Genomic DNA, 22,722 nt, shown 5'->3' with positions numbered 1-22,722 from the left:
CTCACCGACGCCCCGGGTTAAGGTCTGTCCGACAGCACACAGGAGGCACCAGAGTTGATCTACGGCGCAATGAAGTTCTCCATCGGCGGGTCCTTGAAGCTCGCTTTCCGGCCGTGGGTGGAGGGCCTGGAGAACATCCCCGAGCGGGGGCCGGCGATCCTCGCGAGCAACCATCTGTCCTTCTCCGACTCGTTCTTCCTTCCCGCGGTCCTGGACCGCAAGGTGACGTTCATCGCCAAGGCGGAGTACTTCACGGCCCCCGGAGTCAAGGGCAAGCTCACCGCCGCCTTCTTCAAGGGCGTCGGCCAGCTCCCCGTGGACCGCTCCGGAGCCCGCGGCGCCGGTGAGGCCGCCATCAAGGCGGGCATCCAGGTCATCGAGAGCGGCGGCCTCTTCGGCATCTACCCCGAAGGCACCCGCTCGCCGGACGGCCGCCTCTACCGGGGCAAGCCCGGCGGCCTGGCCCGGGTGGCGCTGGCCACCGGCGCCCCCGTCATCCCGGTCGCGATGATCGACACCGAGAAGATCCAGCCGCCCGGCCAGGTGATGCCCAAGCTGATGCGGCCCGGCATCCGGATCGGCAAGCCGCTGGACTTCAGCCGCTACCAGGGCATGGACGGAGACCGCTTCATCCTGCGCTCGGTGACCGACGAGGTCATGTACGAGATCATGAAGCTGTCCGGCCAGGAGTACGTGGACATCTACGCCACCGCCGCCAAGCGCCAGATCGCCGACGAGGCGAAGGCCAGGGCGGAAGAGGCGAAGGCCGGGGCCGCGGAAGCCAAGCGCGCCCAGAAGCAGGCCGAGGCGGGCGACGAGAGCGGAACGGAACGGTCCGGCGCGTAACAGCGTCGTACACCGTGGGGGACCGTCGGGGGGTTCGGGTTCATGGCCAAGCGTGAGCAGGTCGTACGGATGTCGGTCGAGCAGCCGCTGTGGCGTGCGCTGACGGGCTACCGCGTGCTGACGATGGGCTACGCGGTGCTGCTCGCCGCGTTCGGGCACGACGACTTCGGCCGCGAGAAGTTCGAGCGGCCCTGGGTGGCCTTCACGTTCCTCGGGTTCCTCTTCGTGTGGACGCTGGCCACCCTGCCCAAGGTCCGCTCGGCGGCCGCCTGCACCAAGCGGTTCCTCGGCGCGGACCTCGCCGTCGCGCTGACCGGGATCCTGCTCACCCCGCTCGCCGACGTCCACTCCCAGACGTTCGACGGCCCGACCCTGCCGTCGATCTGGACGGCCGGCTCGGTCCTCGCCTTCGCCCTCAAGGGCGGCTGGCGCTGGGCGGCCTTCGCCTCCACGTTCGTCGGCGTCGCCAACATCATCCAGCGCGGCGACCCCAGCCGGGACACCTACCACAACGTCCTGCTGGTCTGGGTCGCCTCCATCGCCATCGGTTACGTCGTCGAGGTCGCCCGCGCCAGTGAGCGCACCCTGGCCCGCGCCCTGGAGATCGAGGCCGCCACCCGCGAACGCGAACGCCTCGCCCGGGACATCCACGACAGCGTGCTCCAGGTCCTGGCGATGGTGCAGCGCCGGGGCACGGCGATCGGCGGCGAGGCGGCCGAGCTGGGCCGCATGGCGGGGGAGCAGGAGGTCGCCCTGCGCACCCTGGTCTCCAGCGGCCTGGTGCCGCCGACCCGGGTCTCCGAGGACGCCGCCGATGGCGCGGTCGTGCGCCGGGTCGACGTCGAGGAGAGCCCGGGCGACGAGGCCGCCTGCGACCTGCGCGCCCTGCTCGCCCCGCACGCCGGCTCCCGCACCAGCTTCGCGGAACCAGGCGCTCCGGTGGTCCTGCCGGGCGGGGCCGCCCGCGAGCTGGCGGCCGCTGTCAGTGCCGCCCTGGACAATGTGCGGGTGCACGCGGGGGCGGAGGCCCAGGCGTGGATCCTGGTCGAGGACGAGCCGGACGAGGTCATCGTCACCGTCCGGGACGACGGCCCCGGCATCCCGGAGGGCCGCCTCGCCCAGGCGGAGGGGGAGGGGCGGATGGGGGTCGCGCTCTCCATCCGCGGCCGGCTGCGCGATCTCGGCGGCACGGCCGAGGTGATCTCGGTGCCGGGGCAGGGCACCGAGGTCGAGTTGAAGGTTCCGAAAGCACCGAAGGTTTCCCGGGGGAAGGCAGGATCGGCCCGATGAGCACGCAGAACGCAGCACAGGACGAGCAGGGCGCGCGCCGGAGCGCACCGCAGAGCGCGGCACAGGACGAGCGGAAGGCCGCCGGCCGCCCCATCAAGGTCATGGTGGTCGACGACCACCCGATGTGGCGCGACGCGGTCGCCCGCGACCTCGCCGAGTCCGGCTTCGACGTCGTCGCGACCGCCGGGGACGGCCCGCAGGCGGTCCGCCGGGCCGGGGCGGCCCAGCCGGACGTCCTGGTCCTCGACCTGAACCTGCCCGGCATGCCCGGCGTCCAGGTCTGCAAGGAGCTCGTCGGGTCCCACCCGGGCCTGCGCGTCCTGGTCCTCTCCGCGAGCGGCGAGCACGCCGACGTCCTGGAAGCGGTGAAGTCCGGGGCCACCGGCTATCTGCTGAAGTCCGCCTCCACCCAGGAGCTGACGGAGGCCGTGCACTCCACCGCCGCAGGCGACCCGGTCTTCACCCCGGGCCTCGCGGGCCTGGTCCTCGGCGAGTACCGCAGGCTCGCCTCCGACCCCGCCCCGGCGGCGTCCAACGAGCCGAAGGCGCCGCAGCTCACCGACCGGGAGACCGAGGTGCTGCGGCTGGTCGCCAAGGGACTCTCGTACAAGCAGATCGCCGAACGCCTGGTCATCTCGCACCGCACCGTGCAGAACCATGTGCAGAACACCCTGGGCAAGCTCCAGCTGCACAACCGGGTGGAGCTCGTCCGGTACGCCATCGAGCGCGGCCTCGACGACGTCTGACCGGGCCGGCGGGCCGGCGGGCTGCCCGGCCGGACCTGTGCCAGGGACCTGTGCCAGGATCTTCGCCAGGGACCTCCGGCTGGGCCGTCCGGCCCGGCGGGTTCGGGGACAGCGCCGTATATTCGCCGTATCCGCCCCTGCCCCGCCCTGCGTACAGCTCGGGAGAATCCGTGGAAATCCTGGCCTTCGGTGTGCAGTCCGACGAGAAGCCCCTGATCGAGAAGGCATTCGCCGGGGTGCACGAGGTCCGCTGCCTGGACGTCTTCCTGAACCGGGACACCGCCCCCATCGCGGCGGGGTACGAGATCATCTCCACCAGCGTCAACGCCGACCTCGACGCCAAGGTCCTCCAGACCCTGGCCGCCGGCGGCACGCAGATGATCGCCCAGCGCTCCACCGGCTTCAACAACATCGACCTGGACGTCGCCGAACGGCTCGCCCTGCGCGTCGCCCGGGTCTCGTACTACTCGCCGTACTCGGTCGCCGAATTCGCCTGGACCCTGGCCATGGCGGTGAACCGGCGCGTCATCCGGGCCGCGAGCCGCACCCGCGACTTCGACTTCCGCCTCGACGGGCTGCTCGGCCGGGACATGCACGGGCGGACCGTGGGCGTGGTCGGCACCGGCAAGATCGGTGAGGCGTTCACCCGGATCGCCCACGGCTTCGGGATGAAGCTGCTGGGCTGGGACGTCGTGGAGAACCCGGCCTGCCTCGAACTCGGCATGGAGTACGTGGAGAAGGAGCGGCTGTTCGCGGAGGCCGACCTGATCAGCCTGCACGTGCCGCTGCTGCCCGCCACCCAGCACATCATCAACGAGGCCGCCCTCGCGTCGATGAAGGACGACGCGATCCTGGTCAACTCCAGCCGCGGCGGCCTCATCGACACCGCGGCCCTGGTCACCGAGCTGCGCGCGGGCCGCTTCCTGGGCGTCGGGCTCGACGTGTACGAGGCGGAGGCCGGGCTCTTCTTCCTGGACAAGTCCCTGGAGGGCGTCGACGACGACACCCTGGCCCGGCTGGTCACCTTCCCCAACGTTATCGTCACCTCCCACCAGGCGTACTACACCGAGGACGCGGTGGGCCAGATCATCGACGCGACCGTGCGGAACGTGACCGACTACCTGGCCGGCCGCCACAGCGAGAACGTCCTCGTCCCGCCGCCGCCCACCCGCTGACGGGCGGCGGCACGAGGCCCGCCCACGCACGGACCGGGCGGCGGCGGAACACAGGGCAGGGAGTCAGCTCAGCACCGGCAGCCCCGCCAGCAGCTCCGTCACGATCGCGGACCCCCGCACGGTCAGCACCGACTCCGGGTGGAACTGCACCGAGGCGAAGCCCGGCCCGCGCAGCGCGTGCAGCTCGCCGCTCTCCTCGTCCCGGCTCACCTCGATCCCGTGCGCGGCCAGCTCCACGGCGGCCGGGGAGTCGCAGCGCGCGGTGAAGCTGTTGTAGAAGCCGACCGTCTCCGGCCGCCCGAACAGCTCGATCCGGGTCTGCGCCCCCTGGTACGGCACCGCCTTGCGCACGATCTCCATCCCCAGCTCCGCCGCGATCAGCTCATGCCCGAGGCAGACCCCCAGCAGCCCGTACCGGTGCCCCCGCACCAGCTCGGCGGCCAGCTCCCGCAGCAGCCGCATCTTCGGGTCCGCGAGATCGCCCGGATTCCCGGGGCCCGGGCCCAGCACGACCGGCCCCGCGTGCGCCCGCACCACCTCGCGCAGCCCCGGCTCGTCGTACGGCCGCACCGACACATCGAGGCCCGAGGAGCGCAGCAGGTGCGCCAGCATCGCGGTGAACGTGTCCTCGCCGTCCACCACCAGCGCGTGCCCGGCCAGATCCCGGGCGCGCTCCCGCATCCGCAGCCAGAACGGGGCGAGGGAGCCGCGCCGGTCGTCCAGCGCCGCCTGCACCCGGGGGTCGGCGGCCAGCCGCGGACGGCCCGCCTCCGCCCCGGGCCGCCCCGGCCGCACGCCCAGCGCCGCCAGCACCCCGGCCGCCTTGGCGTGCGTCTCCGCGACCTCGCTCTCCGGGTCCGAGTGGCGTACGAGGGTGGCGCCGACCGGCACCCTCAGCGAACCGTCCGGGGCGATGTCGGCGGTCCGGATCAGGATCGGTGAGTCCAGCGTCTGCGCCCCGTTCGCGTCCCGGCCCAGCAGGGCCAGCGCGCCCGCGTAGTAGCCGCGCCCGCCGCTCTCGTACCGCTCGATGACCCGGCAGGCGTTCTGCACCGGGGAGCCGGTGACGGTCGCCGCGAACATGGTCTCGCGCAGGACGTCCCGTACATCCAGCGAGGAGCGGCCCCGCAGCTCGTACTCCGTGTGCGCGAGGTGCGCCATCTCCTTCAGCCGGGGCCCGACCACCACCCCGCCCATGTCGCCCACCGTGCACATCATCTTCAGCTCCTCGTCGACCACCATGGACAGCTCCTCGCTCTCCTTGCGGTCCGCGAGGAACGCCAGCAGGCCCTCCGCGGTGGGGCCGTCGGCCGGGTAGCGGTAGGTCCCGCTGATCGGGTTCATCACGACCGTCCCGCCCGACATCCGCACATGGACCTCCGGGCTCGCCCCGATGAGCGTCCTGTCCCCGGTGTGCACGACGAACGTCCAGTACGCGCCCCGCTCGCCCGCCAGCAGCCGCCGGAACAGCGCCAGCGCGTCCGCCCGCCCGAACCCGGGGATCCCGCCCCGGAACGTGCGCCGGATCACGAAGTTCGCGCCCTCGCCCTGCCCGATCTCGTCCCGGATCACCCGCCGGACGATCTCCGCGTACTCCCCGTCCGCCACGTCGAAGCCCCGGTCCTCCACCGTCACCTCATGGGCGGGCAGCGCGCCCAGCACCTCCGCGAGCTCCAGCTCGTGACTCTCGTCCGCGACCAGCACGCTCAGCGGCGTCCCGTCGTCGCGCACGTCGAAGCCGCGCTCGGCGATCTGCCGGAACGGCACCAGCGCCAGCGCCGGCCGCTCGCCCACCGGCAGATCGGCCAGCGTCTTCGCCTCCCGCACCCCACCGATCAGCACCTCGACGTGATCGTGGTCACGGCCGGGCGTGCGCCGGCGCAGCAGGGCGAACGGCGGGGCGTCGTCCGCCAGCAGCCGGCGGACGAGGTCGGGGGCAGTGACGGGCGCGGTACGGGACATGGGAGCGGGTTCCTTCCGGACGGGCCCGTACGGGGTTCCGTACGGATTCACGGGGAGAGGAACGGCTCCTGAACGCAGGAAAGGCCGCCCCTCGGGCGGCCTTCGCGAAGTGTGTCAGCGCGATGTGTCAGCGGGCCGCCGGATGAGCGGTCCACCACCAGTTCTGGATCGAGAGCTGGATCTGTTGCGTCGACATACCGCGACCCTAGCGGACCTTCCCGGCATGCGAGCGGGTATCTCAACTATTGAGCAACCGGATGGACGCCCCCCGCGACCCCGTAATGTTGTCCACGTGACCGTGAACGCCAATACCTCCGTCGCCGGTGGCCACACCTGGCGAGACCTTCCCGCGGCGCAGCAGCCCGAGTACCCCGACTCCGAGGCCCTGCGCGATGTGCTCGCGGACCTCACGTCGTATCCGCCGCTCGTCTTCGCCGGCGAGTGCGACCAGCTGCGCGCCCGCATGGGAGCCGTCGCCAAGGGCGAGGCGTTCCTGCTGCAGGGCGGCGACTGCGCCGAGGCATTCGACGCCGTGTCGGCCGAGCACATCCGGGCCAAGCTGAAAACGCTGCTCCAGATGAGCGCCGTCCTGACCTACGCGGCCTCCGTGCCCGTCGTGAAGGTCGGCCGGATCGCGGGCCAGTACTCCAAGCCGCGCTCCAAGTCGACCGAGACCCGCGACGGCGTGACCCTGCCGACGTACCGCGGCGACTCGGTGAACGGCTTCGCCTTCACCGAGGAGGCCCGGATCCCGGACCCCGCGCGGCTGAAGCAGATGTACCACGCGTCCTCCTCGACGCTGAACCTGGTCCGCGCCTTCACCACCGGCGGTTACGCCGACCTGCGTCAGGTGCACGCCTGGAACCAGGACTTCGTGAAGTCGTCCCCCGCCGGCCAGCGCTACGAGGCCCTGGCCCGCGAGATCGACAACGCGCTGAACTTCATGAAGGCGTGCGGCACCGACCCGGCCGAGTTCAAGGCCGTCGAGTTCTACGCCTCGCACGAGGCCCTGCTCCTCGACTACGAGTCGGCGCTGACCCGCACCGACTCGCGCACCGGCGAGCTGTACGACACCTCCGGCCACATGGTCTGGATCGGTGAGCGCACCCGCCAGATGGACGGCGCGCACATCGAGTTCGCCTCGAAGATCCGCAACCCCATCGGCATCAAGCTCGGCCCGACGACCACCGTCGACGAGGCGCTCGGTTACGTCGACCGCCTCGACCCCGAGCGCGAGCCCGGCCGGCTGACCTTCATCGTCCGCATGGGCGCGGACAAGGTCCGCGACAAGCTGCCCGAGCTGGTCGAGAAGGTCACCGCCTCCGGGGCCACCGTGGCCTGGGTGACGGACCCGATGCACGGCAACACCTTCGAGGCCGCCTCCGGCCACAAGACGCGCCGCTTCGACGACGTCCTGGACGAGGTCAAGGGCTTCTTCGAGGTCCACAAGGGCCTCGGCACCCACCCGGGCGGCATCCACGTGGAGCTGACCGGCGACGACGTCACCGAGTGCGTGGGCGGCGGACACGAGATCTTCGTGGACGACCTGCACCAGCGCTACGAGACGGCCTGCGACCCGCGGCTCAACCGCAGCCAGTCGCTCGACCTGGCCTTCCTCGTCGCCGAGATGTACCGCGACCAGTAGTCGGCCGGTATTCCCGGCAGTCGTACCTGTGGGGCACGGATCCATGTGATCCGTGCCCCACAGGGCGTCTGAGGACTTTTGCGCGCCTTGGCAGGCGGGTAAGGTTAGGTTAGCCTCACCGACGAAGACGGGGACGGCACCAGCGACCGGCCCGCAGGGAGGTGAACCGCATGTACGTCTGCTCCTGCTTCGGCATCACGGAACAGCAGGTCAGGAAGCATGCGGACGCCGGGGCCTGCACCCCGCGCCAGATCGCCTCGGCCTGCAAGGCCGGCACGGACTGCGGCGGCTGCGTCCGCCGGATCCAGGCCCTGCTGGGACGCGACTGTTCGCGCCGCGACCTCGGGGACCAGCAGCGGGAGCCCGCGGCGGCGTCCGCCGTCCACCCGGTCGCGGCGTCCGTCACGCACCCGGTGGCCGCGCCGGTCGCGACTCCGGTGCCGGCCGCGGCGGTGGCCCTGGCCGCGATCCGCGACGTACAGCTCTCCGACGCCGCCTGACTCGGCTGCTCGGCTCTCCGACGCCCGCCTGACCCGGCGGTCCCTCCCGGGGCCGTTCGTGAGCGGTTCCGGTCAGCTCTCCGGCTGCTCGATCAACTGCGCGATGTACAGCGGCTCACCGAGCTTCTCGACCAGCTCCAGCTGGGTGTCGAGGTAGTCGATGTGGTGCTCCTCGTCCGCGAGGATGGACTCGAAGATGTTCGCGGAGGTGATGTCGCCCTTGGCGCGCATCACCTCGATCCCGCGCTTGAGGCGGTCGATCGCCTCCACCTCGACCTGGCGGTCCGCCTGGAACATCTCGGTGACCGTCTGGCCCACCCGCACATGGAACAGCCGCTGGTAGTTCGGCAGGCCGTCCAGGAACAGGATGCGGTCGGTCAGGATCTCCGCGTGCTTCATCTCGTCGAACGACTCGGCCCGGGTGTACTTGGCGAGCTTCGTCCAACCGAAGTTGTCCTGCATTTTCGCATGCAGGAAGTACTGGTTGATAGCGGTCAATTCGGCGGTCAGCTGTTCGTTGAGGAACTCAAGGACCTCGGGGTCGCCCTGCATCGCAAAGGCTCCTTCCGGCAGTGATCGACAAGTTGGCCGCATCCTCGCACCGCACTCACCGGCCGTCCAGTAAGTGCACGCTTAGTACGAGTTGACCCCATGGCGGTCCGCCGGGGTCCGTCCTGGTCATGACCACCCCCGCCTGTCTGTCACCATGGAGGCATGGGTCAGCCGGAAAGCCGGGAATACCGCGAATCAGAGCAGTCGGAGCTTCCACCGGGACAGCGACTGCAGCGCGGATGGCCGGTCACCCACTACGGGCCCGTTCCCAAGTTCAAGCCCGAGCGCTGGGAGTTCCGGGTCTTCGGGGCCACCGCGGACGGCGACAAGCACTGCTGGAACCACCAGGACTTCTCGGCGCTGCCGTTCTCCTCGGTCGTCGCGGACCTGCACTGCGTGACGAAGTTCAGCATGATCGGCGCGGAGTGGGGCGGAGTCTCCGCCCGTACGGTGCTCGACCTGGCGCCCCCCGCGCCCGACGTCACCCATGTGATGGTCTGGGCCGAGTACGGCTTCTCCTCGAATCTGCGGCTGGACGACTTCGCCTCGGAGCGCTCCCTGTTCGCCACCCACAAGGACGGCGACCTCCTCACCGCCGAGCACGGCTTCCCGCTCCGCCTGGTCGTCCCGCACCTGTACGCCTGGAAGGGCCCGAAATGGGTCCGGGGCGTCGAGTACATGACGGCCGACCGGCGCGGGTTCTGGGAGGAGCGGGGCTACCACAACATCGGCGACCCCTGGCGCGAGCAGCGCTACTCCTACCAGGAGGAACCGGGCGACGGCCCCGAGCTCTGAGCCCCCTTTCTCAGGCCGTCTCCCGCAGCTCCTTCAGCCGGGCCACGTCCGCCGCGTGCCCCTCCTTGCCGCCGGGCGTCTCGATGATCAGCGGTACGCCCTCGGTCGCCGGGTGCGCGAACAGCTCCCGGAACGGCTCCGCGCCGATGTGACCCGCGCCGATGTTCTCGTGCCGGTCCTTGTGCGCGCCCACGACGTCCTTGGAGTCGTTGGCGTGGATCAGCTTCAGCCGGCCCGCGCCGACCGTCTCCACCAGCAGGTCCAGCGTCTGCCGCATCCCCGAGGGGCCGGTCAGGTCGTGGCCCGCCGCGTAGATGTGGCAGGTGTCCAGGCAGATGCCGAGCTTCGGGTGGGAGTCCAGCGCCTCGAAGTACGGTCCGAAGTCCCACGTACGGGAGCAGAGCGAGGAGCCCTGGCCAGCCGTGGACTCCAGCAGCAGATACGGGTCCTCGTCATGGGTCAGCTCGTCCAGCAGCGGCCGCATGTGCTCCCGCACCTGGGCCAGCGCCTCGGAGCGGGGCCGCCCGCCGGTCGCGGAGCCCGTATGCACCACCACGCCCAGCGCGCCGATCTGCCGGGCCCGGCGCAGCGAGTGGCGCAGGGAGTCCACGGACCGCTCCACGGTCGCCTCGGTGTGCGAGCCGAAGTTGATCAGATACGGGGCGTGGACGTACGCCGGTATGGACGCCGCCGCGCACTCCGAGCGGAACAGGTCGTCCTGCGCCGGGTTGCCGGCGGGCGTCGCCCAGCCGCGCGGGTTGGCGACGAAGACCTGCACGGTCTCCGCCGCCAGCTCCTGGGCGTAGGACAGGCCGACCTTGGCGAGACCGCCGGCGACCGGGACATGCCCGCCCACCGGGTTGCGCGGCCGGCCTGCGGATACCGGGTCGCTCATACGATTTCCGGCTCACGCGTGTGGTTCATGTGGTTCATACGGTCCTAGAACCCCTTGGTCCTGATGGTGATCGTGGACCCCTCCGGGGCCTGTTCGCCGCCCTCGACGGACTGGCTCGCGATGGTGTCGCTGAAGGAGAGGAACGGGCGGTCGACCTTCACGTCGAAGCCCGCCTCCTCCAGTGTGCTCCTGGCCTCGTCGACATCCCGGCCGGTGACGTCGGGAACGTCCAGCATCCGGGGGCCCTTGGAGACGGTCAGCTCGATCGTGTCGCCCTCGGCCGCTTCGTCGCCAGCGCCCGGGGACTGCTGGGCGATGTCCCCGTCGGCCTCGGCGGAGTGGACCCGGCCGGGCAGCGCCTCGGCCTTCAGCCCCTGCTCCTCCAGCTCCGCCGTGGCGTCCTCGACCGAGAGGCCGGTGACGTCCGGGACGTCGATGGGGCTGCCCTTGCTGACCACCAGGGCCACCGCCGTATCGGGGTTCCGGTCGGCCCCCGCGCGGGGATCCGTGCGGATGACCTCGCCGCGCGCCACGTCCTCGCTGAACTCCTTGGTCACCATGCCGGGGGCCAGGCCCACCTTCTTCAGGGAACGCCGGGCGTCCGCGAGCGAGGAGCCCGCGACATCGGGCACCCGGACGATCTCCGGCCCGCGCGAGACGACGAGCTTCACCGAGCCGTTGCCCCGGATCCGGTCGCCGGAGGAGGGGTCGCTGCCGACCACCGAACCCCGCTCGACCGTGTCGCTGAAGACCCCCTCCACGCCCTTCAGCCCGAGCCCGCTGTCCTCGAGCCGCTGCTCCGCCGCCTTCTGGGTCTGGCCGAGCAGCGAGGGGACCTGGGTGAACTGGCCGGAGTTGATGTACCAGACGCCCGTGCCGATGCCGAGGGTCAGCAGTACGGCGGTGAGCACCGTGATCAGCTTGCGGTGCGGGCCGCCGAACGGACCGCGCCGCCCGGCCCCGCGCCGGGGCGGGGGCGGCGGGGGCGGCATCTCCAGACGGCTGGTGCGGTGCACGCCGCCGCCGTCGCCGTCCGCCGGGAGGGCCCGCGGGATCACGCTCGTACGGTCCTGAGCGCCGTCGTGCGTGTCCGAGAGCGCCTGCGGCGGTACGGCGTCGAGCTCGGCCTCGCTCAGCCCGGCACGGGCCTCACGGGCCTCGGCCAGCAGCAGCACCGCGTCGTGCGGGCGCACCTCGGGGTTGCGGGCGGTCGCGCTCGCCACCAGGCTGTCCAGCGCGACCGGGAGCCCCGGCACGAGGGCGGAGGGGGCCGGGACGTCGGTGTTGAGGTGCCGGTAGATGACCTGGGCGGCGTTCTCGCCGGTGTGCGGCTTCGCGCCGGTCAGCATCTCGTACAGCACGACCCCGCAGGCGTACACGTCACTGCGGGTGTCGGCCGTGCCGTGCTCGATCTGCTCGGGAGCCAGATACGAGACCGTGCCCAGCAGCGAACCGGTGGTGTCGGTGGCCGTGCCGACCGCCCTGACCAGGCCGAAGTCGGCGACCTTGACCCGGCCGTCGTCCCCTATCAGGACGTTCTCCGGCTTCATGTCGCGGTGCACGAACCCCGCCCGGTGGGCCGCGCCGAGCGCGGCGAGGACCGGCTCCAGGATGTCCAGGGCCGCCCGGGGCTGGAGGGCGCCGCGCTCGCGCAGCACGTCGCGCAGGGTGCAGCCCGCGACGTACTCCATCGCGAGGTAGACGTACGCGCCCTCGGCGCCCTGGTCGAAGACCGCGACGACGTTGGGGTGAGCGAGCCGGGCCACCGACTTGGCCTCGCGGATGAAACGCTCCACGAAGGCGACGTCGACGGCGAGCGCCGGGTGCATCACCTTGAGGGCGAGCACCCGGTCCAGACGGGTGTCCACGGCCCGGTAGACCGTGGCCATCCCGCCCACGGCGATGCGCGCCTCGATGCGATACCGGCCGTCGAGCAGCTGCCCGACAAGAGGGTCCTGGAGGGTCGTGTCCACCCCGAGAGTCTACGAGCCGCCACCGACACCCCGGACGGCCCGGGGCGATCCCGGAGCCGTTCTCTTACCGATCCGTGACAGGGACACGTCCCAGGTGGGAGCGGTGAGGGGCCCGGGCGGACGACCCGTGGCGGCTCAGAACGCCGGCCGCTCCGGATCGAGGGCCGCCCGCCCCTCCACCGGGGAGGACGCCTCGGCGAAGCGGCGGCGCGGAATCCGGCCCGCCCGGTACGCCAGGCGTCCGCCGTCCACCGCGTGCCGCATCGCCGCGGCCATCAGCTCCGGCTCCTGCGCCCGGGTCACCGCTGAGGCGAGCATCACAGCCGCGCACCCCAGCTCCATCGCCTGCGCCGCGTCCGAGGCGGTCCCGGCCCCGGCGTCCAGGATCACCGGCACCCCGGCCCGCTCCACGATCAGCTCGAAGTTGTGCGGGTTGCGGATGCCGAGCCCGGAGCCGATGGGGGAGCCGAGCGGCATGATCGCCGCGCACCCCACGTCCTCCAGCTTCCGGGCGAGGACCGGGTCGTCGTTGGTGTACGGCAGCACCACGAACCCGTCGTCGACCAGGACCTCGGCCGCGTCGAGCAGCTCGATCGGGTCGGGCAGCAGGGTCCGCTCGTCGGCGATCACCTCCAGCTTGACCCAGTCGGTGCCGAGCGCCTCCCGGGCCAGCCGTGCGGTGAGCACCGCCTCGCCCGCCGTGAAGCAGCCCGCCGTGTTGGGCAGGACCTGGATGGACAGCCGCTCCAGCACCGAGAGGACCGAGCCCCGCACGGTCGGGTCGAGCCTGCGCATGGCGACCGTGGTCAGCTCGGTGCCCGAGGCGATCAGCGACCGCTCCAGCACCTCCAGGCTCGGCGCGCCGCCCGTGCCCATGATCAGCCGGGAGCCGAACGTGGCGGGGCCCAGCGTGAAGACGTCGTCGGACATGGTCAGCCTCCCTGCACGGCGGTCAGGACCTCGACGCGGTCGCCCTCGCCGAGCGTGGTGGCGGCCCACTGGCCGCGCGGCACGACGCACTCGTTGACGGCGGCGGCGACCCCGGAGGGCGCGGTGGTCAGGGCGGCGACGAGCCGGTCCAGCGCGGTCCCCGCGTCGAGGGTGCGCGGCTCACCGTTGACCAGGACGGATACGGGCGGGTTCATACGGGCTGCTCCTGGAGTACGGGGGTGGCGTCGGCGGACGCGAACCGGCCCGGGGCGAAGGGGCGGGCCACCTCGGGCAGCTCGCCGGTGGTCAGCGCCTGGGCCATCGCGTCGCCGGTGACGGGCGTCAGCAGGACGCCGTTGCGGTGGTGGCCGGTGGCGAGGAGGAGGCCGGGCAGGGCGGTCGGGCCCAGCAGCGGGGCGTTGTCGGGGGACGCGGGGCGCAGACCGGCGCGGGTCTCGGTGAGCGGCAGCTCGGTGATGCCGGGCACCAGTTCGTGGGCGTCGCGCAGCAGCTCGTACACCCCGCCGGCGGTGACGGTGGTGTCCCAGCCCATCTCCTCGCTGGTCGCGCCGACGACCAGCTCGCCGTTCTCGCGCGGTACGAGATAGACGTGGCCGCCCCGGACCACCGCGCGCACGGTACGGCTGAGGAAGGGGGCGTACGCCGGTGGCACGGTGAGCCGCAGGACCTGGCCCTTGACCGGGCGGACCGGCGGCACGACCTCCTCCGGGAGCCCCGCGAGCCGCCCGCTGAGGCTGCCCGCCGCCAGCACGACCTGATCGGCCGCCGACTCCGTACCGTCGCCGAGCACCGCCCCGGCCGCCCGGCCCCCGGTCACGGTGAGCCGCTCCACGGGAGCCCGCCGGAACGTCACCCCGGCCCGTTCGCCGGCGGCCAGCAGCGCGGCGGCCAGCCGGCGCGGGTCCACCTGGTGGTCGCCGTCGACCCGCAGCCCGCCCCGGACGCCCGGGGCGAGCATCGGCTCAAGCCGGCGGCACTCGCGGCCGTTCAGCCAGACCGACTCCAGGCCCGAACGCTCCTGGAGGGCGTGCAGCTCGCGCAGATGCGCCCGGTCGTCGGAGTCCAGCGCGACGGCCAGCGTGCCGCAGGTGCGGAAGCCGGTGTCCAGGCCGCTCGCCGCCTCCAGCTCCGCGACGAACTCCGGATAGCGGGCGGCGGAGGCGAGGTTGAGGCCGAGCAGCATCTCCTCGCCGTAGTGCAGTTCGGTGACGGCGGCCAGCATGCCCGCCGCGACCTGCGCCGCGCCGCCGCCCGGATCGGGATCGGCCACGGTGACGGCCAGCCCGCGCTGGGCCGCCCGCCACGCGGTGACCAGGCCGATGACGCCGCCCCCGATGACCAGGACGTCGGACCCTGAGGTTCTCCCCGAGACGCGCATGGGTGTCCAGCCCCTCCCTTCGCCGGCATGACCCGGATCAGGTTCGTACGGTCGGAGGCCGCCCAGCCTCCCTCTCAGCCCGGTCCGTCCGGGCTCCCGCGAGTGTTCTACCGTGGCCAGCCTAAACCCACCCGCCTTCCGCCCAGCGGGGAGCGCCCAGTGGGAGTCCCAGGAGGGCGGCGGGACGAGCGTGGTGGAGGAGCTTGCCTCCCGTCCCGGGGAGCTCCTTTCCTGACGGTGCGTCAGATGATTAGGGTGGGCGGGTGAGCGAGCAGACGGAACACCACGCGGCCGGGCGGCGGACCCGGAACGCCGTCATCGTCGGAGCGGGCATGGCGGGCGTGCAGACCGCCGTCGCCCTGCGGGAAGCCGGCTTCACCGGCCCCGTGACCCTGATCGGCGCCGAACCCCACCAGCCCTACGACCGGCCGCCGCTGTCCAAGGCGGTGCTGCTGGGCGCGGCCGAGGGCTCCGCCTTCGACGTCGACTTCGAGGCGCTGGACATCACGCTGCGCCTCGGCCTGGACGTCACCGCCCTGCGCGCCGCCCACCACCTGCTGGACACGGCCGAGGGGACCGTCCCGTACGACGTCCTGGTCCTGGCGACCGGCGCGGAGCCCATCACCCTGCCCGGCACGGAAGGCGTCCAGGGCGTCCATCTGCTGCGCACCCTGGACGACGCCGCCCGGCTGCGCCCCGTCCTGCGACGGCGGCACGACGTGGTCGTCGTCGGCGCGGGCTGGATCGGCGCGGAGTTCGCCACCGCCGCCCGCGCCGCGGGGTGCGCGGTCACCGTCGTCGAGGCCGCCGCCCGCCCGCTGGCCGGGACCCTGCCCGCCGAGGTCGCCGCGCCGATGGCCGACTGGTACGCGCAGAGCGGCGCGGAACTCCTCACCGACGCCCGGGTCGAGCGCGTCGAGGAGGGCGCGGTGGTCCTCACGGACGGCCGCACGCTGCCCGCCGGGGCCGTCGTCGTCGGCATCGGCGCGCGCCCCGCCACCGCCTGGCTCGCCGGCTCCGGCGTCGAACGCGGCCCGGACGGCTCGGTCACCGCCGACAGCGCCCTGCGCACCTCGCTGCCCGATGTGTACGCGGTCGGGGACTGCGCCTCCTTCCCCTCCGCCCGCTACGGCGAACGCCTGCTGATCCACCACTGGGACAACGCCCTCCAGGGCCCGCGAACCGTGGCCGCCGCGATCCTCGCCGCCGGGGCGGACGGACCGCTCCCCGTCCACGACCCCGTCCCCTACTTCTGGTCCGAGCAGTTCGGCCGCTTCGTCCAGTACGCCGGCCACCACGCCCACGCCGACACCCTCCTGTGGCGCGGCGACGGCGCGGAGGCCGCCTGGTCGGTGTGCTGGCTGCGCGACGGGGCCCTGGTCGCCGTGCTGGCGGTGGGCCGCCCGCGCGACCTCGCCCAGGGCCGCAGACTCATCGAATCCGGGGCCGTCCTGGACCCCGACCGGGTCGCCGACCCCGCCGTACCCCTGAAGTCCGCCGCCCTGTGACCGCCGGGCCGACCGCGCGAGGAGCGGCCCGGGCGACCCCCGTACGGTCGGCCCGGCTACCGGCTGTCAGTCCCGGATGGCACGCTTGTCCCTGTGACCGAGATTGACGCAAAGACCGATGCTCTCGTCCCCGCCTGGCTCCACCTCCCCGACATCGCGGAAAAGCTCGATGTCGAGGTGACGCGTGTACGGCAGTTGGTCAAGGAAGGCCAGCTCATCGCCGTACGCCGTGGTGAGAACCGGACGCTTCAGGTGCCCGCCGCCTTCATCGACGGCGACAAGGTGGTCAAGGGCCTCTCCGGGACCCTGACCCTCCTGAGGGACGACGGCTATTCCGACGAAGAGATGCTGGAGTGGCTCTTCACTCCCGACCCGACCCTGCCCGGCACCCCCGCGCAGGCGCTGAGCGAGAATCGCGGTACGGAGGTGAAGCGCCGCGCCCAGGCGCTCGCCGTCTGACCGACACGACCGGAAGCGGCGTACGGGCCCCGCGTGCAGCGCGGCCCGTGCCCCGCCACGACCACGGGGGAGCTCCACCATGTCCACGCCTCGCGAGCAGCTGTCCGACGCCCGGCTCTACCTGTGCACGGACGCCCGCAAGAAGCAGGGCGACCTCCCCGCGTTCCTGGACGCCGTGCTCGCCGCCGGCGTCGACATCGTCCAGCTGCGGGACAAGGGCATGGAGGCCGCCGAGGAGCTGGAGCACCTCGCGGTCTTCGCCGACGCCTGCCGCCGGCACGGCAAGCTCCTGGCGGTCAACGACCGCGCCGACGTCGCCCACGCCATCGCCGCCGACGTCCTGCACCTGGGCCAGGGCGACCTGCCGGTGCCCGCCGCCCGCGCGATCATCGGCCCCGACCGGGTGATCGGCCGCTCCACCCACGCCGAGTCCGAGGTCGACGCCGCCGTCGCCCAGGACGGCGTGGACTACTTCTGCACCGGCCCCTGCTGGCCCACCCCCACCAAGCCCGGCCGCCACGCCCCGGGCCTCGGCCTCGTGCGGTACGCCGCCTCCCTGGAGCAGCCGCGCCCCTGGTTCGCCATCGGCGGGATCGACGCGGGGAACGTGGACGAGGTGCTGGAGGCCGGGGCCCGCCGCATAGTCGTCGTCCGGGCGATCACCGGGGCCGACGACCCTGCGGCCGCCACCGCCGACCTGGCGAAGCGGGTCCGGGCGCACGCACTCTGAGCAGCCGTTGCGCGGCGCGCTCCGCGCCCACTGTCCAAGGGGTGGACGACAAACCCGTAAAACAAGACAAAATCGCCCGCTCTGGTTGGGGGAGTGTCCACCCCCTGGTTAACCTCCCCCTATGGCCCTTGGGACACCTTCCACCAGGACGGACCACGCACTCACCGTGCGTGACCTGCTCGCGACCGGCAAGACCTCGTATTCCTTCGAGTTCTGGGCGCCGAAGACCGAGAAGGGCGAGCGCAACCTCTGGAACGCGCTGCGCCGCGTCGAGGCGGTGCGGCCGAGCTTCGTGTCGGTGACGTACGGGGCCGGAGGCTCCACCCGGGCCGGGACGGTGAAGGCGACCCAGCAGATCGCCGCCGACTCCACGCTCACGCCGGTCGCCCACCTCACCGCGGTCAACCACTCGATCGCCGAGCTGCGCAACATGGTCGGGCAGTACGCCGACGCCGGCATCAGGAACATCCTCGCCGTCCGGGGCGACCCGCCGGGCGACCCGATGGGCGAGTGGGTCGAGCACCCGCAGGGCGTGAAGTACGCGGCCGACCTCGTCCGGCTCATCAAGGAGTCCGGCGACTTCTGCGTGGGCGTCGCGGCCTTCCCCGAAATGCATCCGCGCTCCTCGGACCGGGAGACGGACATCGGCCACTTCGTGGACAAGTGCCGTGCCGGGGCCGACTACGCCATCACCCAGATGTTCTTCCGCCCCGAGGACTACCTCCGGATGCGTGACCAGGTGGTCGCCGCCGGTTGCGAAACGCCCGTGATCCCCGAGGTCATGCCGCTCACGAGTGTGAAGCAATTGGAAAAGTTCTCACAGCTCAGCAACGCGACCGTGCCCGAGGCGCTGAAAGAGCGCATCCTCGCGGCCAAGGACGATGCGGCCGCTGTACGCTCCATTGGCATCGAGTTCGCAACGGAGTTCTGCGCGACGCTGCTGTCCGAGGGTGTGCCCGGACTGCACTTCATCACGCTCAACAACTCGACGGCAACGCTCGAAATCTACGAGAATCTCGGACTGCACAAGCAGTCGTGACCGGCCGTACCCGCCCCCGAGCGGCTACGGCCGCAGGGAGGGGGCGGGCGTGGGCTGGACGGTCCTCTACATCGCATTCGGCTTGGTGGCGCTGTGGCTGCTGGGCGAGGTGCTGCTGCAGTACAAGGCGCGGCTGCGCTGGCGGCTCCTGGCCTTCGGCGGCTTCCTCGGCGTCGTCATCGGGGTCCTGCTCGCCTCCGTCCCGGTCATCGTCGTCGGGACGCTCGCCTTCGCCACCGGCCAGACCTATGTGACGCTCTCCTTCCGGCGCGGCTTCTCCACCGGCTGGGCCATCGGCGGCAGCCCGGGGGAGAGCCGCCGTCGCCGTGGCGGCGGTGAGAGCGCGGCCGTCAAGGAACCCACGCTGGAGGTCTCCGGCCTGGAGGTCTCGGACCCCGCCGCCCACCCCGCCTCCGCCCTCGGCTTCGATTCCGGTTTCGACCATGTCGGAGTCCCGGCCGCCGCGGCCGACGCCCCGACCTCCGTGTACGAGCCGCAGCCGCTGCCCGACGACACCGGCCAGTACGGCGTGTACCGCGATTCCGGTTACGGGCCGGACGGGGCCGGTCAGGGAGGCCCGGACCACCAGCGGCACGAGAGCGACCCCTCCGCTCCCGCCGACCAGTCGCAGTTCGCCGCGTACGACGACCCGTACGCCGACTACGGACGGCAGCAGGGCCAGGACGCCTACCCGGGGCCGTACGACTACGGCACCGGTCAGCAGAGCTACGCCGCCTACTCCGACCCGTACATCGGCACCACCAACGGCTCCGCCCCGTACGCCGGTTACGACGCCTACGGCAACGGCGGCGGCTACGACAGCCAGGGCGGTCAGCAGAGCTACGCGGACCCCTACGCCCAGAACTACGACGCGGGGACGCACGCCACGGACGCCTACGCCACCGACACCCCGCCCGGCGGCGTCTGGGTCCCGCAGCAGCGCGACGCCGAGCAGTACCCGCCGATGCCTCCGGAGCAGCCCGCCGAGCCCGCTCCGTACGGCCAGTCCAACGGCAACGGCTACGACACCGGCCAGAACGAGCAGTACCGCTACTGAGGGCGGGGCGGGGCGGCGGCAGACCGGCGCAAGCGCCTACTGCGAGCCGCGGAAGCCGTCGCCCTCCACCACGAGCCCGGCCACCAGCGTCCCCGACATCCCGGCGTGCGCGAGCCCGCCGCCCGGGTGCGACCAGCCGCCCGCCAGATACAGCCCCGGCAGCCGGGTGAGATTGCCGGGGTGCAGATACGCGCCCTGCGCACCGGCCAGCGCGGGCGGCGGCACCGCACCGCCCTCGGCCCCCGTCTCGGCCTCGGTCTCCGCAGGCGTACGGACCTCGGTGTGCAGGATCCGCTCCCGCAGCCCGGGAACGGCCGCCCCCGCCCGCTCCACCAACGCGTCCGCGAACCGCTGCCGCAGCGCCGGGTCCGTCCAGTCCACCGGGCCCCGCGGGGCCACCGTCGCCGTCAGCGTCACCGCCTCGTGCTCCTCGTCCGGGCGGGTCGCCGGGTCGTCGGGGCGCAGCACCGTCACTGTGGGGTGCGCGGCGACCCGGCCCCCGAACACCGCCTCCTGCTCCGCCGCCCCGTCGGCGCTGTGCACCACCGTCCGGTGCACAGCGTCCGCCTCCCGGCCCCCGCGCAGCGACAGCAGCACCGTGAACCGCCCCGGCACCGCCCCCGACCGGACGGTCACGTCGTCCGCGCCCCACACCTGCTGACCCGGCGCCAGCCCGGCGTGCGGCCGGACCCCCAGCACCACCCGGTCCGCCTCGGCCACCTCACCGCCCGTCAGCTCCACGCCCGCCGCCCGGCCGTCCTTCTCCACCACCCGGACCACCTCGGCCCCGAAGACGAACTCCACCTTCCGGGCCACGCACCGCTCGTACACCGCCCGGGCCAGCTCCCGCATCCCGCCCATCACGTACCAGCTGCCGAAGCTCTGCTCCATGTACGGCAGCAGCGCGGCGCTCGCGGGGGCGGTGCGCGGGTCGAGCCCGTACGCGAGGGCGTAGCCGTCCAGCAGGGCCGCGAGCCGGGGGTCCGCCAGCTCCCAGGCGCCGATCTGGGCCACAGTGGCCGCCTGCCGGGCCCCGCGCAGCAGCCGGCGCTGCCTCGCGGCGGGATACGGGTCGCGCCCCAGCACCTGGTGGTCCGCCCGCAGCGGCTCCTCCAGCAACGGCCGCCGCGACCGGTCCCAGGCGTCCCGGGCCCGCTCCAGGAACGCGGTCCAGCGCTCCCCGGCACCGGCTCCGAGCGCCGCGTCCAGGGCGGAAGCCACCCCGGCGCGGGAGGCGTTGGGCAGGGACACCGCTGTGCCGTCCGCGAACAGGTGGCGGCTCGCCGGGTCGACCTGGGTCAGCGTCACGCACTGCTCCAGGGACTCCTTGCCGGTCTTCACGAAGAGGTCCCGCTGGACGGCGGGCAGATGCAGCAGCCCGGGCCCGGTGTCGAAGACGAACCCGTCGCGCTCATGGCGGCCGACCGAGCCGCCGTAGCTCTGCGACCGCTCGTAGACCGTCACCTCGTCGCCCGCGACGGCGAGCCGGGCGGCCGCCGCCATGGCGCCCGTCCCGGCGCCGATCACCGCAATTCGTGCCATGCCGGTGACTCTAGCGACCCCCACTGACAACGCGGAGCCCGCCCGGGGACCCCGACCGGGCGGCTCTCAGCCGTGGGGCCAGGGCCCGCCCGTCCCGGCCAGGCGTTTCTCCTCGCGGCGCTGGGCCCGGCGGCGCAGGAACCGGCGGATCCGCGAGGCCAGGAACACCACGACGACGATCCCGAGCACCAGCAGCACTCCGGCGATCACGGCCGCCGCCACCGGGTTGAATATGGCGAACGTGACGATTCCGGCGACGCCGAGGTCCTCGGCGATGCTCATCCCGATGTTGCTGAAGGGCTCCGGCGAGGTGTTGACCGCCATCCTCGTCCCGGCCTTCACCAGATGGCTCATCAGCGCCGTGGACCCGCCGATCGCCCCGGCCGCCACCTCCGGCAGCGAACCGCTCTCCCCGGCGAGCAGCGCGGCGATCACCGCCCCGGTCACCGGACGGATCACGGTGTGCGCGGTGTCCCAGACGGAGTCCACGTAGGGGATCTTGTCGGCCACCACCTCGCAGAGGAAGAGCACACCGGCCACGATCAGCACATCGGTGCGCTGGAGGGCGTCCGGCACCTCGTCGGAGACGCCGGTCGCGCCGAAGACGCCGAGCAGCAGGACCACCGCGTAGGCGTTGATCCCGCTCGCCCAGCCGCTTGTGAACACCAGAGGGATTATCGACACGCAGCAGATCGTAACGACCCCGCCCCGCCGCCGGGTGGGGCCGGGTGCGCAGCCCTGAGTATCCGTACCTAGTCGTCGAGATGAGTAGTTGCGCGGATGGGCCCCGACCTGCGGGGACGGAAGAGTGGTGACCACGGAAGGGGCGCGGCGCCCGGACCGCCGGCACGGGGCGGCGGAACGGCGCGGCCCCTGACGGAACGGGGGTGCACGACGTCGGGACCGGGGGCCACGGGGGACATACGGGGTCACGGGGAACGGGTCCGACGGTGCACGGAAGACGCCGGTCCGGTGGAGTTCGCGGGGGATGCGAGCTCCAGCGGCCGGCGTCTTCGTGTTTCGTGTGCGGCGCGGCCCTGCCGCTCAGTGCCCGCTGACCCGCCCGTGCAGCAGCAGGGACAGCGCCGAGTGGACCTCGTCGATCGAGCGCTCCGGCTGGAACGCCTGCCAGTCCAGCGCCGCCACCAGCACCATGCCGACCAGTGCGGCGGCCGTCAGCGGGATGTCGATCTCCTCGCTCAGCTCACCGGTGCGCACCGCGTCGCGCAGGACGTCCTCCACGACGGCGACGGCCTCCTGACGCACCACCAGCAGCGTGGACTGCCAGGCGCGGTTGGTGCGCCAGAGCTCGGCCACGTACAGCTGGGTGAAGGCCGGGTAGCGGTCGATGAAGGCGAGACCGGCCCGGATCATCGCGTCCAGCGCCTCGACCCGGGTGCCGCCGCGTTCCTCGGACTCCTCGGCGGCGGCCCGCAGCGAGACGGTGAGGAGGCCGACGCCGTGCCGGAGCAGCTCCTCGAACAGCTCGGTCTTGCTCTTGAAGTTGTAGTAGACCGTGCCCTTGGCGACTCCGGCCCGCTCGGCGATCTCGTCGACCGTGGTCGCGGAGAACCCCTTCTCGGCGATGAGGGTCACCGCCGCCTCGTAGAGCCTCTGCCGGGTGGCCTGGCGGCGCGTGGTGCCACTGCTTTCCATGAGGCCGATTCTCCCAGCTTCCG

23 protein-coding genes and 1 riboswitch are annotated in these 22,722 nt (G+C 72.5%); of the genes, 12 read left to right on the top strand and 11 right to left on the bottom strand.

Annotated elements, in window-relative coordinates:
* Positions 1–69: 69 nt before the first annotated feature.
* The 4 genes from ACLJPL_RS00525 (at position 70) to ACLJPL_RS00510 (ending at position 4,057) form a co-directional block, all read left to right on the top strand.
* On the top strand, positions 70–846 hold the full coding sequence (locus tag ACLJPL_RS00525) for a lysophospholipid acyltransferase family protein (protein WP_411079420.1): 777 nt from the start codon (positions 70–72) through the stop codon (positions 844–846).
* A gap of 42 nt (positions 847–888) precedes the next feature.
* Positions 889–2,136, top strand: a complete 1,248-nt coding sequence (gene macS, locus ACLJPL_RS00520; protein ID WP_411078625.1) for a MacS family sensor histidine kinase — start codon at positions 889–891, stop codon at positions 2,134–2,136.
* Positions 2,133–2,882, top strand: coding sequence for a response regulator (locus ACLJPL_RS00515; RefSeq protein ID WP_411078624.1), 750 nt, complete (start codon positions 2,133–2,135; stop codon positions 2,880–2,882). Before macS ends, ACLJPL_RS00515 begins: the two co-directional genes overlap by 4 nt.
* Positions 2,883–3,052: 170 nt before the next feature.
* A complete protein-coding gene (locus ACLJPL_RS00510; RefSeq protein WP_411078623.1) occupies positions 3,053–4,057 on the top strand; it encodes a 2-hydroxyacid dehydrogenase in 1,005 nt (334 codons plus the stop codon).
* 63 nt (positions 4,058–4,120) lie between these two features.
* Here ACLJPL_RS00510 and ACLJPL_RS00505 read toward each other — a convergent pair whose 3' ends face one another.
* The gene (locus ACLJPL_RS00505) at positions 4,121–6,019 is read right to left on the bottom strand and encodes an anthranilate synthase family protein (RefSeq protein WP_411078622.1); all 1,899 of its coding nucleotides are present in this window, start codon (positions 6,017–6,019) and stop codon (positions 4,121–4,123) included.
* A 127-nt stretch (positions 6,020–6,146) separates the two neighbouring features.
* Entirely contained in the window at positions 6,147–6,215 is a 69-nt protein-coding gene (locus ACLJPL_RS00500) for a trp operon leader peptide (protein WP_106973636.1), read from the bottom strand.
* Between the two features lie 102 nt (positions 6,216–6,317).
* Between ACLJPL_RS00500 and ACLJPL_RS00495 the strand changes: the two genes are divergently transcribed.
* On the top strand, positions 6,318–7,664 hold the full coding sequence (locus tag ACLJPL_RS00495; protein ID WP_411079419.1) for a class II 3-deoxy-7-phosphoheptulonate synthase: 1,347 nt from the start codon (positions 6,318–6,320) through the stop codon (positions 7,662–7,664).
* Between the two features lie 170 nt (positions 7,665–7,834).
* Complete coding sequence (locus ACLJPL_RS00490) at positions 7,835–8,164, top strand: bacterioferritin-associated ferredoxin (protein WP_411078621.1); 330 nt, start codon at positions 7,835–7,837, stop codon at positions 8,162–8,164.
* A 72-nt stretch (positions 8,165–8,236) separates the two neighbouring features.
* Here the strand turns inward: ACLJPL_RS00490 and bfr are convergent, their stop codons facing one another.
* Complete coding sequence (gene bfr / locus ACLJPL_RS00485) at positions 8,237–8,716, bottom strand: bacterioferritin (protein WP_356363861.1); 480 nt, start codon at positions 8,714–8,716, stop codon at positions 8,237–8,239.
* Between the two features lie 162 nt (positions 8,717–8,878).
* Here bfr and ACLJPL_RS00480 point away from each other — a divergent pair, with 162 nt between their 5' ends.
* The gene (locus tag ACLJPL_RS00480) at positions 8,879–9,511 is read left to right on the top strand and encodes a sulfite oxidase-like oxidoreductase (protein WP_411078620.1); all 633 of its coding nucleotides are present in this window, start codon (positions 8,879–8,881) and stop codon (positions 9,509–9,511) included.
* A 10-nt stretch (positions 9,512–9,521) separates the two neighbouring features.
* Here the strand turns inward: ACLJPL_RS00480 and ACLJPL_RS00475 are convergent, their stop codons facing one another.
* From ACLJPL_RS00475 to thiO, 5 genes are all read right to left on the bottom strand, one after another.
* Complete coding sequence (locus tag ACLJPL_RS00475) at positions 9,522–10,406, bottom strand: deoxyribonuclease IV (protein ID WP_411078619.1); 885 nt, start codon at positions 10,404–10,406, stop codon at positions 9,522–9,524.
* A gap of 44 nt (positions 10,407–10,450) precedes the next feature.
* Positions 10,451–12,379, bottom strand: coding sequence for a Stk1 family PASTA domain-containing Ser/Thr kinase (gene pknB / locus ACLJPL_RS00470; RefSeq protein WP_411078618.1), 1,929 nt, complete (start codon positions 12,377–12,379; stop codon positions 10,451–10,453).
* 135 nt (positions 12,380–12,514) lie between these two features.
* The gene (locus ACLJPL_RS00465) at positions 12,515–13,309 is read right to left on the bottom strand and encodes a thiazole synthase (protein ID WP_411078617.1); all 795 of its coding nucleotides are present in this window, start codon (positions 13,307–13,309) and stop codon (positions 12,515–12,517) included.
* Between the two features lie 2 nt (positions 13,310–13,311).
* A complete protein-coding gene (thiS, locus tag ACLJPL_RS00460; RefSeq protein WP_411078616.1) occupies positions 13,312–13,524 on the bottom strand; it encodes a sulfur carrier protein ThiS in 213 nt (70 codons plus the stop codon).
* On the bottom strand, positions 13,521–14,708 hold the full coding sequence (gene thiO / locus ACLJPL_RS00455; protein WP_411078615.1) for a glycine oxidase ThiO: 1,188 nt from the start codon (positions 14,706–14,708) through the stop codon (positions 13,521–13,523). Before thiO ends, thiS begins: the two co-directional genes overlap by 4 nt.
* Positions 14,706–14,818: riboswitch (TPP riboswitch) on the bottom strand. It overlaps the preceding gene by 3 nt.
* Positions 14,819–14,971: 153 nt before the next feature.
* Between thiO and ACLJPL_RS00450 the strand changes: the two genes are divergently transcribed.
* The 5 genes from ACLJPL_RS00450 (at position 14,972) to ACLJPL_RS00430 (ending at position 19,501) form a co-directional block, all read left to right on the top strand.
* The gene (locus ACLJPL_RS00450) at positions 14,972–16,216 is read left to right on the top strand and encodes an NAD(P)/FAD-dependent oxidoreductase (protein WP_411078614.1); all 1,245 of its coding nucleotides are present in this window, start codon (positions 14,972–14,974) and stop codon (positions 16,214–16,216) included.
* Between the two features lie 93 nt (positions 16,217–16,309).
* On the top strand, positions 16,310–16,675 hold the full coding sequence (locus ACLJPL_RS00445) for an Rv2175c family DNA-binding protein (protein ID WP_030564177.1): 366 nt from the start codon (positions 16,310–16,312) through the stop codon (positions 16,673–16,675).
* 79 nt (positions 16,676–16,754) lie between these two features.
* On the top strand, positions 16,755–17,405 hold the full coding sequence (thiE, locus tag ACLJPL_RS00440) for a thiamine phosphate synthase (protein ID WP_411078613.1): 651 nt from the start codon (positions 16,755–16,757) through the stop codon (positions 17,403–17,405).
* Positions 17,406–17,526: 121 nt separating this feature from the next.
* On the top strand, positions 17,527–18,444 hold the full coding sequence (gene metF, locus ACLJPL_RS00435) for a methylenetetrahydrofolate reductase [NAD(P)H] (protein ID WP_411078612.1): 918 nt from the start codon (positions 17,527–17,529) through the stop codon (positions 18,442–18,444).
* A 49-nt stretch (positions 18,445–18,493) separates the two neighbouring features.
* Positions 18,494–19,501 (top strand): hypothetical protein, encoded by a 1,008-nt coding sequence (locus ACLJPL_RS00430; protein ID WP_411078611.1) that lies wholly within the window; start codon positions 18,494–18,496, stop codon positions 19,499–19,501.
* A gap of 36 nt (positions 19,502–19,537) precedes the next feature.
* Here the strand turns inward: ACLJPL_RS00430 and ACLJPL_RS00425 are convergent, their stop codons facing one another.
* The 3 genes from ACLJPL_RS00425 to ACLJPL_RS00415 form a co-directional block, all read right to left on the bottom strand.
* Positions 19,538–21,043 carry a phytoene desaturase family protein gene (locus ACLJPL_RS00425; RefSeq protein ID WP_411078610.1) on the bottom strand — a complete coding sequence of 502 codons (1,506 nt, stop codon included), beginning with the start codon at positions 21,041–21,043 and terminating at the stop codon, positions 19,538–19,540.
* A gap of 66 nt (positions 21,044–21,109) precedes the next feature.
* On the bottom strand, positions 21,110–21,727 hold the full coding sequence (locus ACLJPL_RS00420) for a DUF4126 domain-containing protein (RefSeq protein ID WP_411078609.1): 618 nt from the start codon (positions 21,725–21,727) through the stop codon (positions 21,110–21,112).
* Between the two features lie 360 nt (positions 21,728–22,087).
* Positions 22,088–22,699, bottom strand: coding sequence for a TetR/AcrR family transcriptional regulator (locus ACLJPL_RS00415; RefSeq protein ID WP_411078608.1), 612 nt, complete (start codon positions 22,697–22,699; stop codon positions 22,088–22,090).
* Positions 22,700–22,722 lie beyond the last annotated feature (23 nt).

The sequence above is a fragment of the Streptomyces sp. cmx-18-6 genome, from assembly GCF_046548915.1.
GTDB lineage: Bacteria > Actinomycetota > Actinomycetes > Streptomycetales > Streptomycetaceae > Streptomyces.
The sequence above is the reverse complement of the archived record's forward strand: the minus strand, read 5'-3'. Positions and strand labels throughout refer to the sequence as shown.

Excerpts from the sequence above, each read along its gene's own strand:
- ACLJPL_RS00505 (WP_411078622.1), bottom strand. The coding sequence starts at position 6,019 with ATGTCCCGTACCGCGCCCGTCACTGCCCCCGACCTCGTCCGCCGGCTG.
- ACLJPL_RS00525 (WP_411079420.1), top strand. The coding sequence starts at position 70 with ATGAAGTTCTCCATCGGCGGGTCCTTGAAGCTCGCTTTCCGGCCGTGG.
- thiE (WP_411078613.1), top strand. The coding sequence starts at position 16,755 with ATGTCCACGCCTCGCGAGCAGCTGTCCGACGCCCGGCTCTACCTGTGC.
- ACLJPL_RS00515 (WP_411078624.1), top strand. The coding sequence starts at position 2,133 with ATGAGCACGCAGAACGCAGCACAGGACGAGCAGGGCGCGCGCCGGAGC.
- metF (WP_411078612.1), top strand. The coding sequence starts at position 17,527 with ATGGCCCTTGGGACACCTTCCACCAGGACGGACCACGCACTCACCGTG.
- macS (WP_411078625.1), top strand. The coding sequence starts at position 889 with ATGGCCAAGCGTGAGCAGGTCGTACGGATGTCGGTCGAGCAGCCGCTG.
- ACLJPL_RS00490 (WP_411078621.1), top strand. The coding sequence starts at position 7,835 with ATGTACGTCTGCTCCTGCTTCGGCATCACGGAACAGCAGGTCAGGAAG.
- ACLJPL_RS00475 (WP_411078619.1), bottom strand. The coding sequence starts at position 10,406 with ATGAGCGACCCGGTATCCGCAGGCCGGCCGCGCAACCCGGTGGGCGGG.
- ACLJPL_RS00465 (WP_411078617.1), bottom strand. The coding sequence starts at position 13,309 with ATGTCCGACGACGTCTTCACGCTGGGCCCCGCCACGTTCGGCTCCCGG.
- bfr (WP_356363861.1), bottom strand. The coding sequence starts at position 8,716 with ATGCAGGGCGACCCCGAGGTCCTTGAGTTCCTCAACGAACAGCTGACC.
- ACLJPL_RS00425 (WP_411078610.1), bottom strand. The coding sequence starts at position 21,043 with ATGGCACGAATTGCGGTGATCGGCGCCGGGACGGGCGCCATGGCGGCG.
- ACLJPL_RS00415 (WP_411078608.1), bottom strand. The coding sequence starts at position 22,699 with ATGGAAAGCAGTGGCACCACGCGCCGCCAGGCCACCCGGCAGAGGCTC.
- thiO (WP_411078615.1), bottom strand. The coding sequence starts at position 14,708 with ATGCGCGTCTCGGGGAGAACCTCAGGGTCCGACGTCCTGGTCATCGGG.
- ACLJPL_RS00480 (WP_411078620.1), top strand. The coding sequence starts at position 8,879 with ATGGGTCAGCCGGAAAGCCGGGAATACCGCGAATCAGAGCAGTCGGAG.
- thiS (WP_411078616.1), bottom strand. The coding sequence starts at position 13,524 with ATGAACCCGCCCGTATCCGTCCTGGTCAACGGTGAGCCGCGCACCCTC.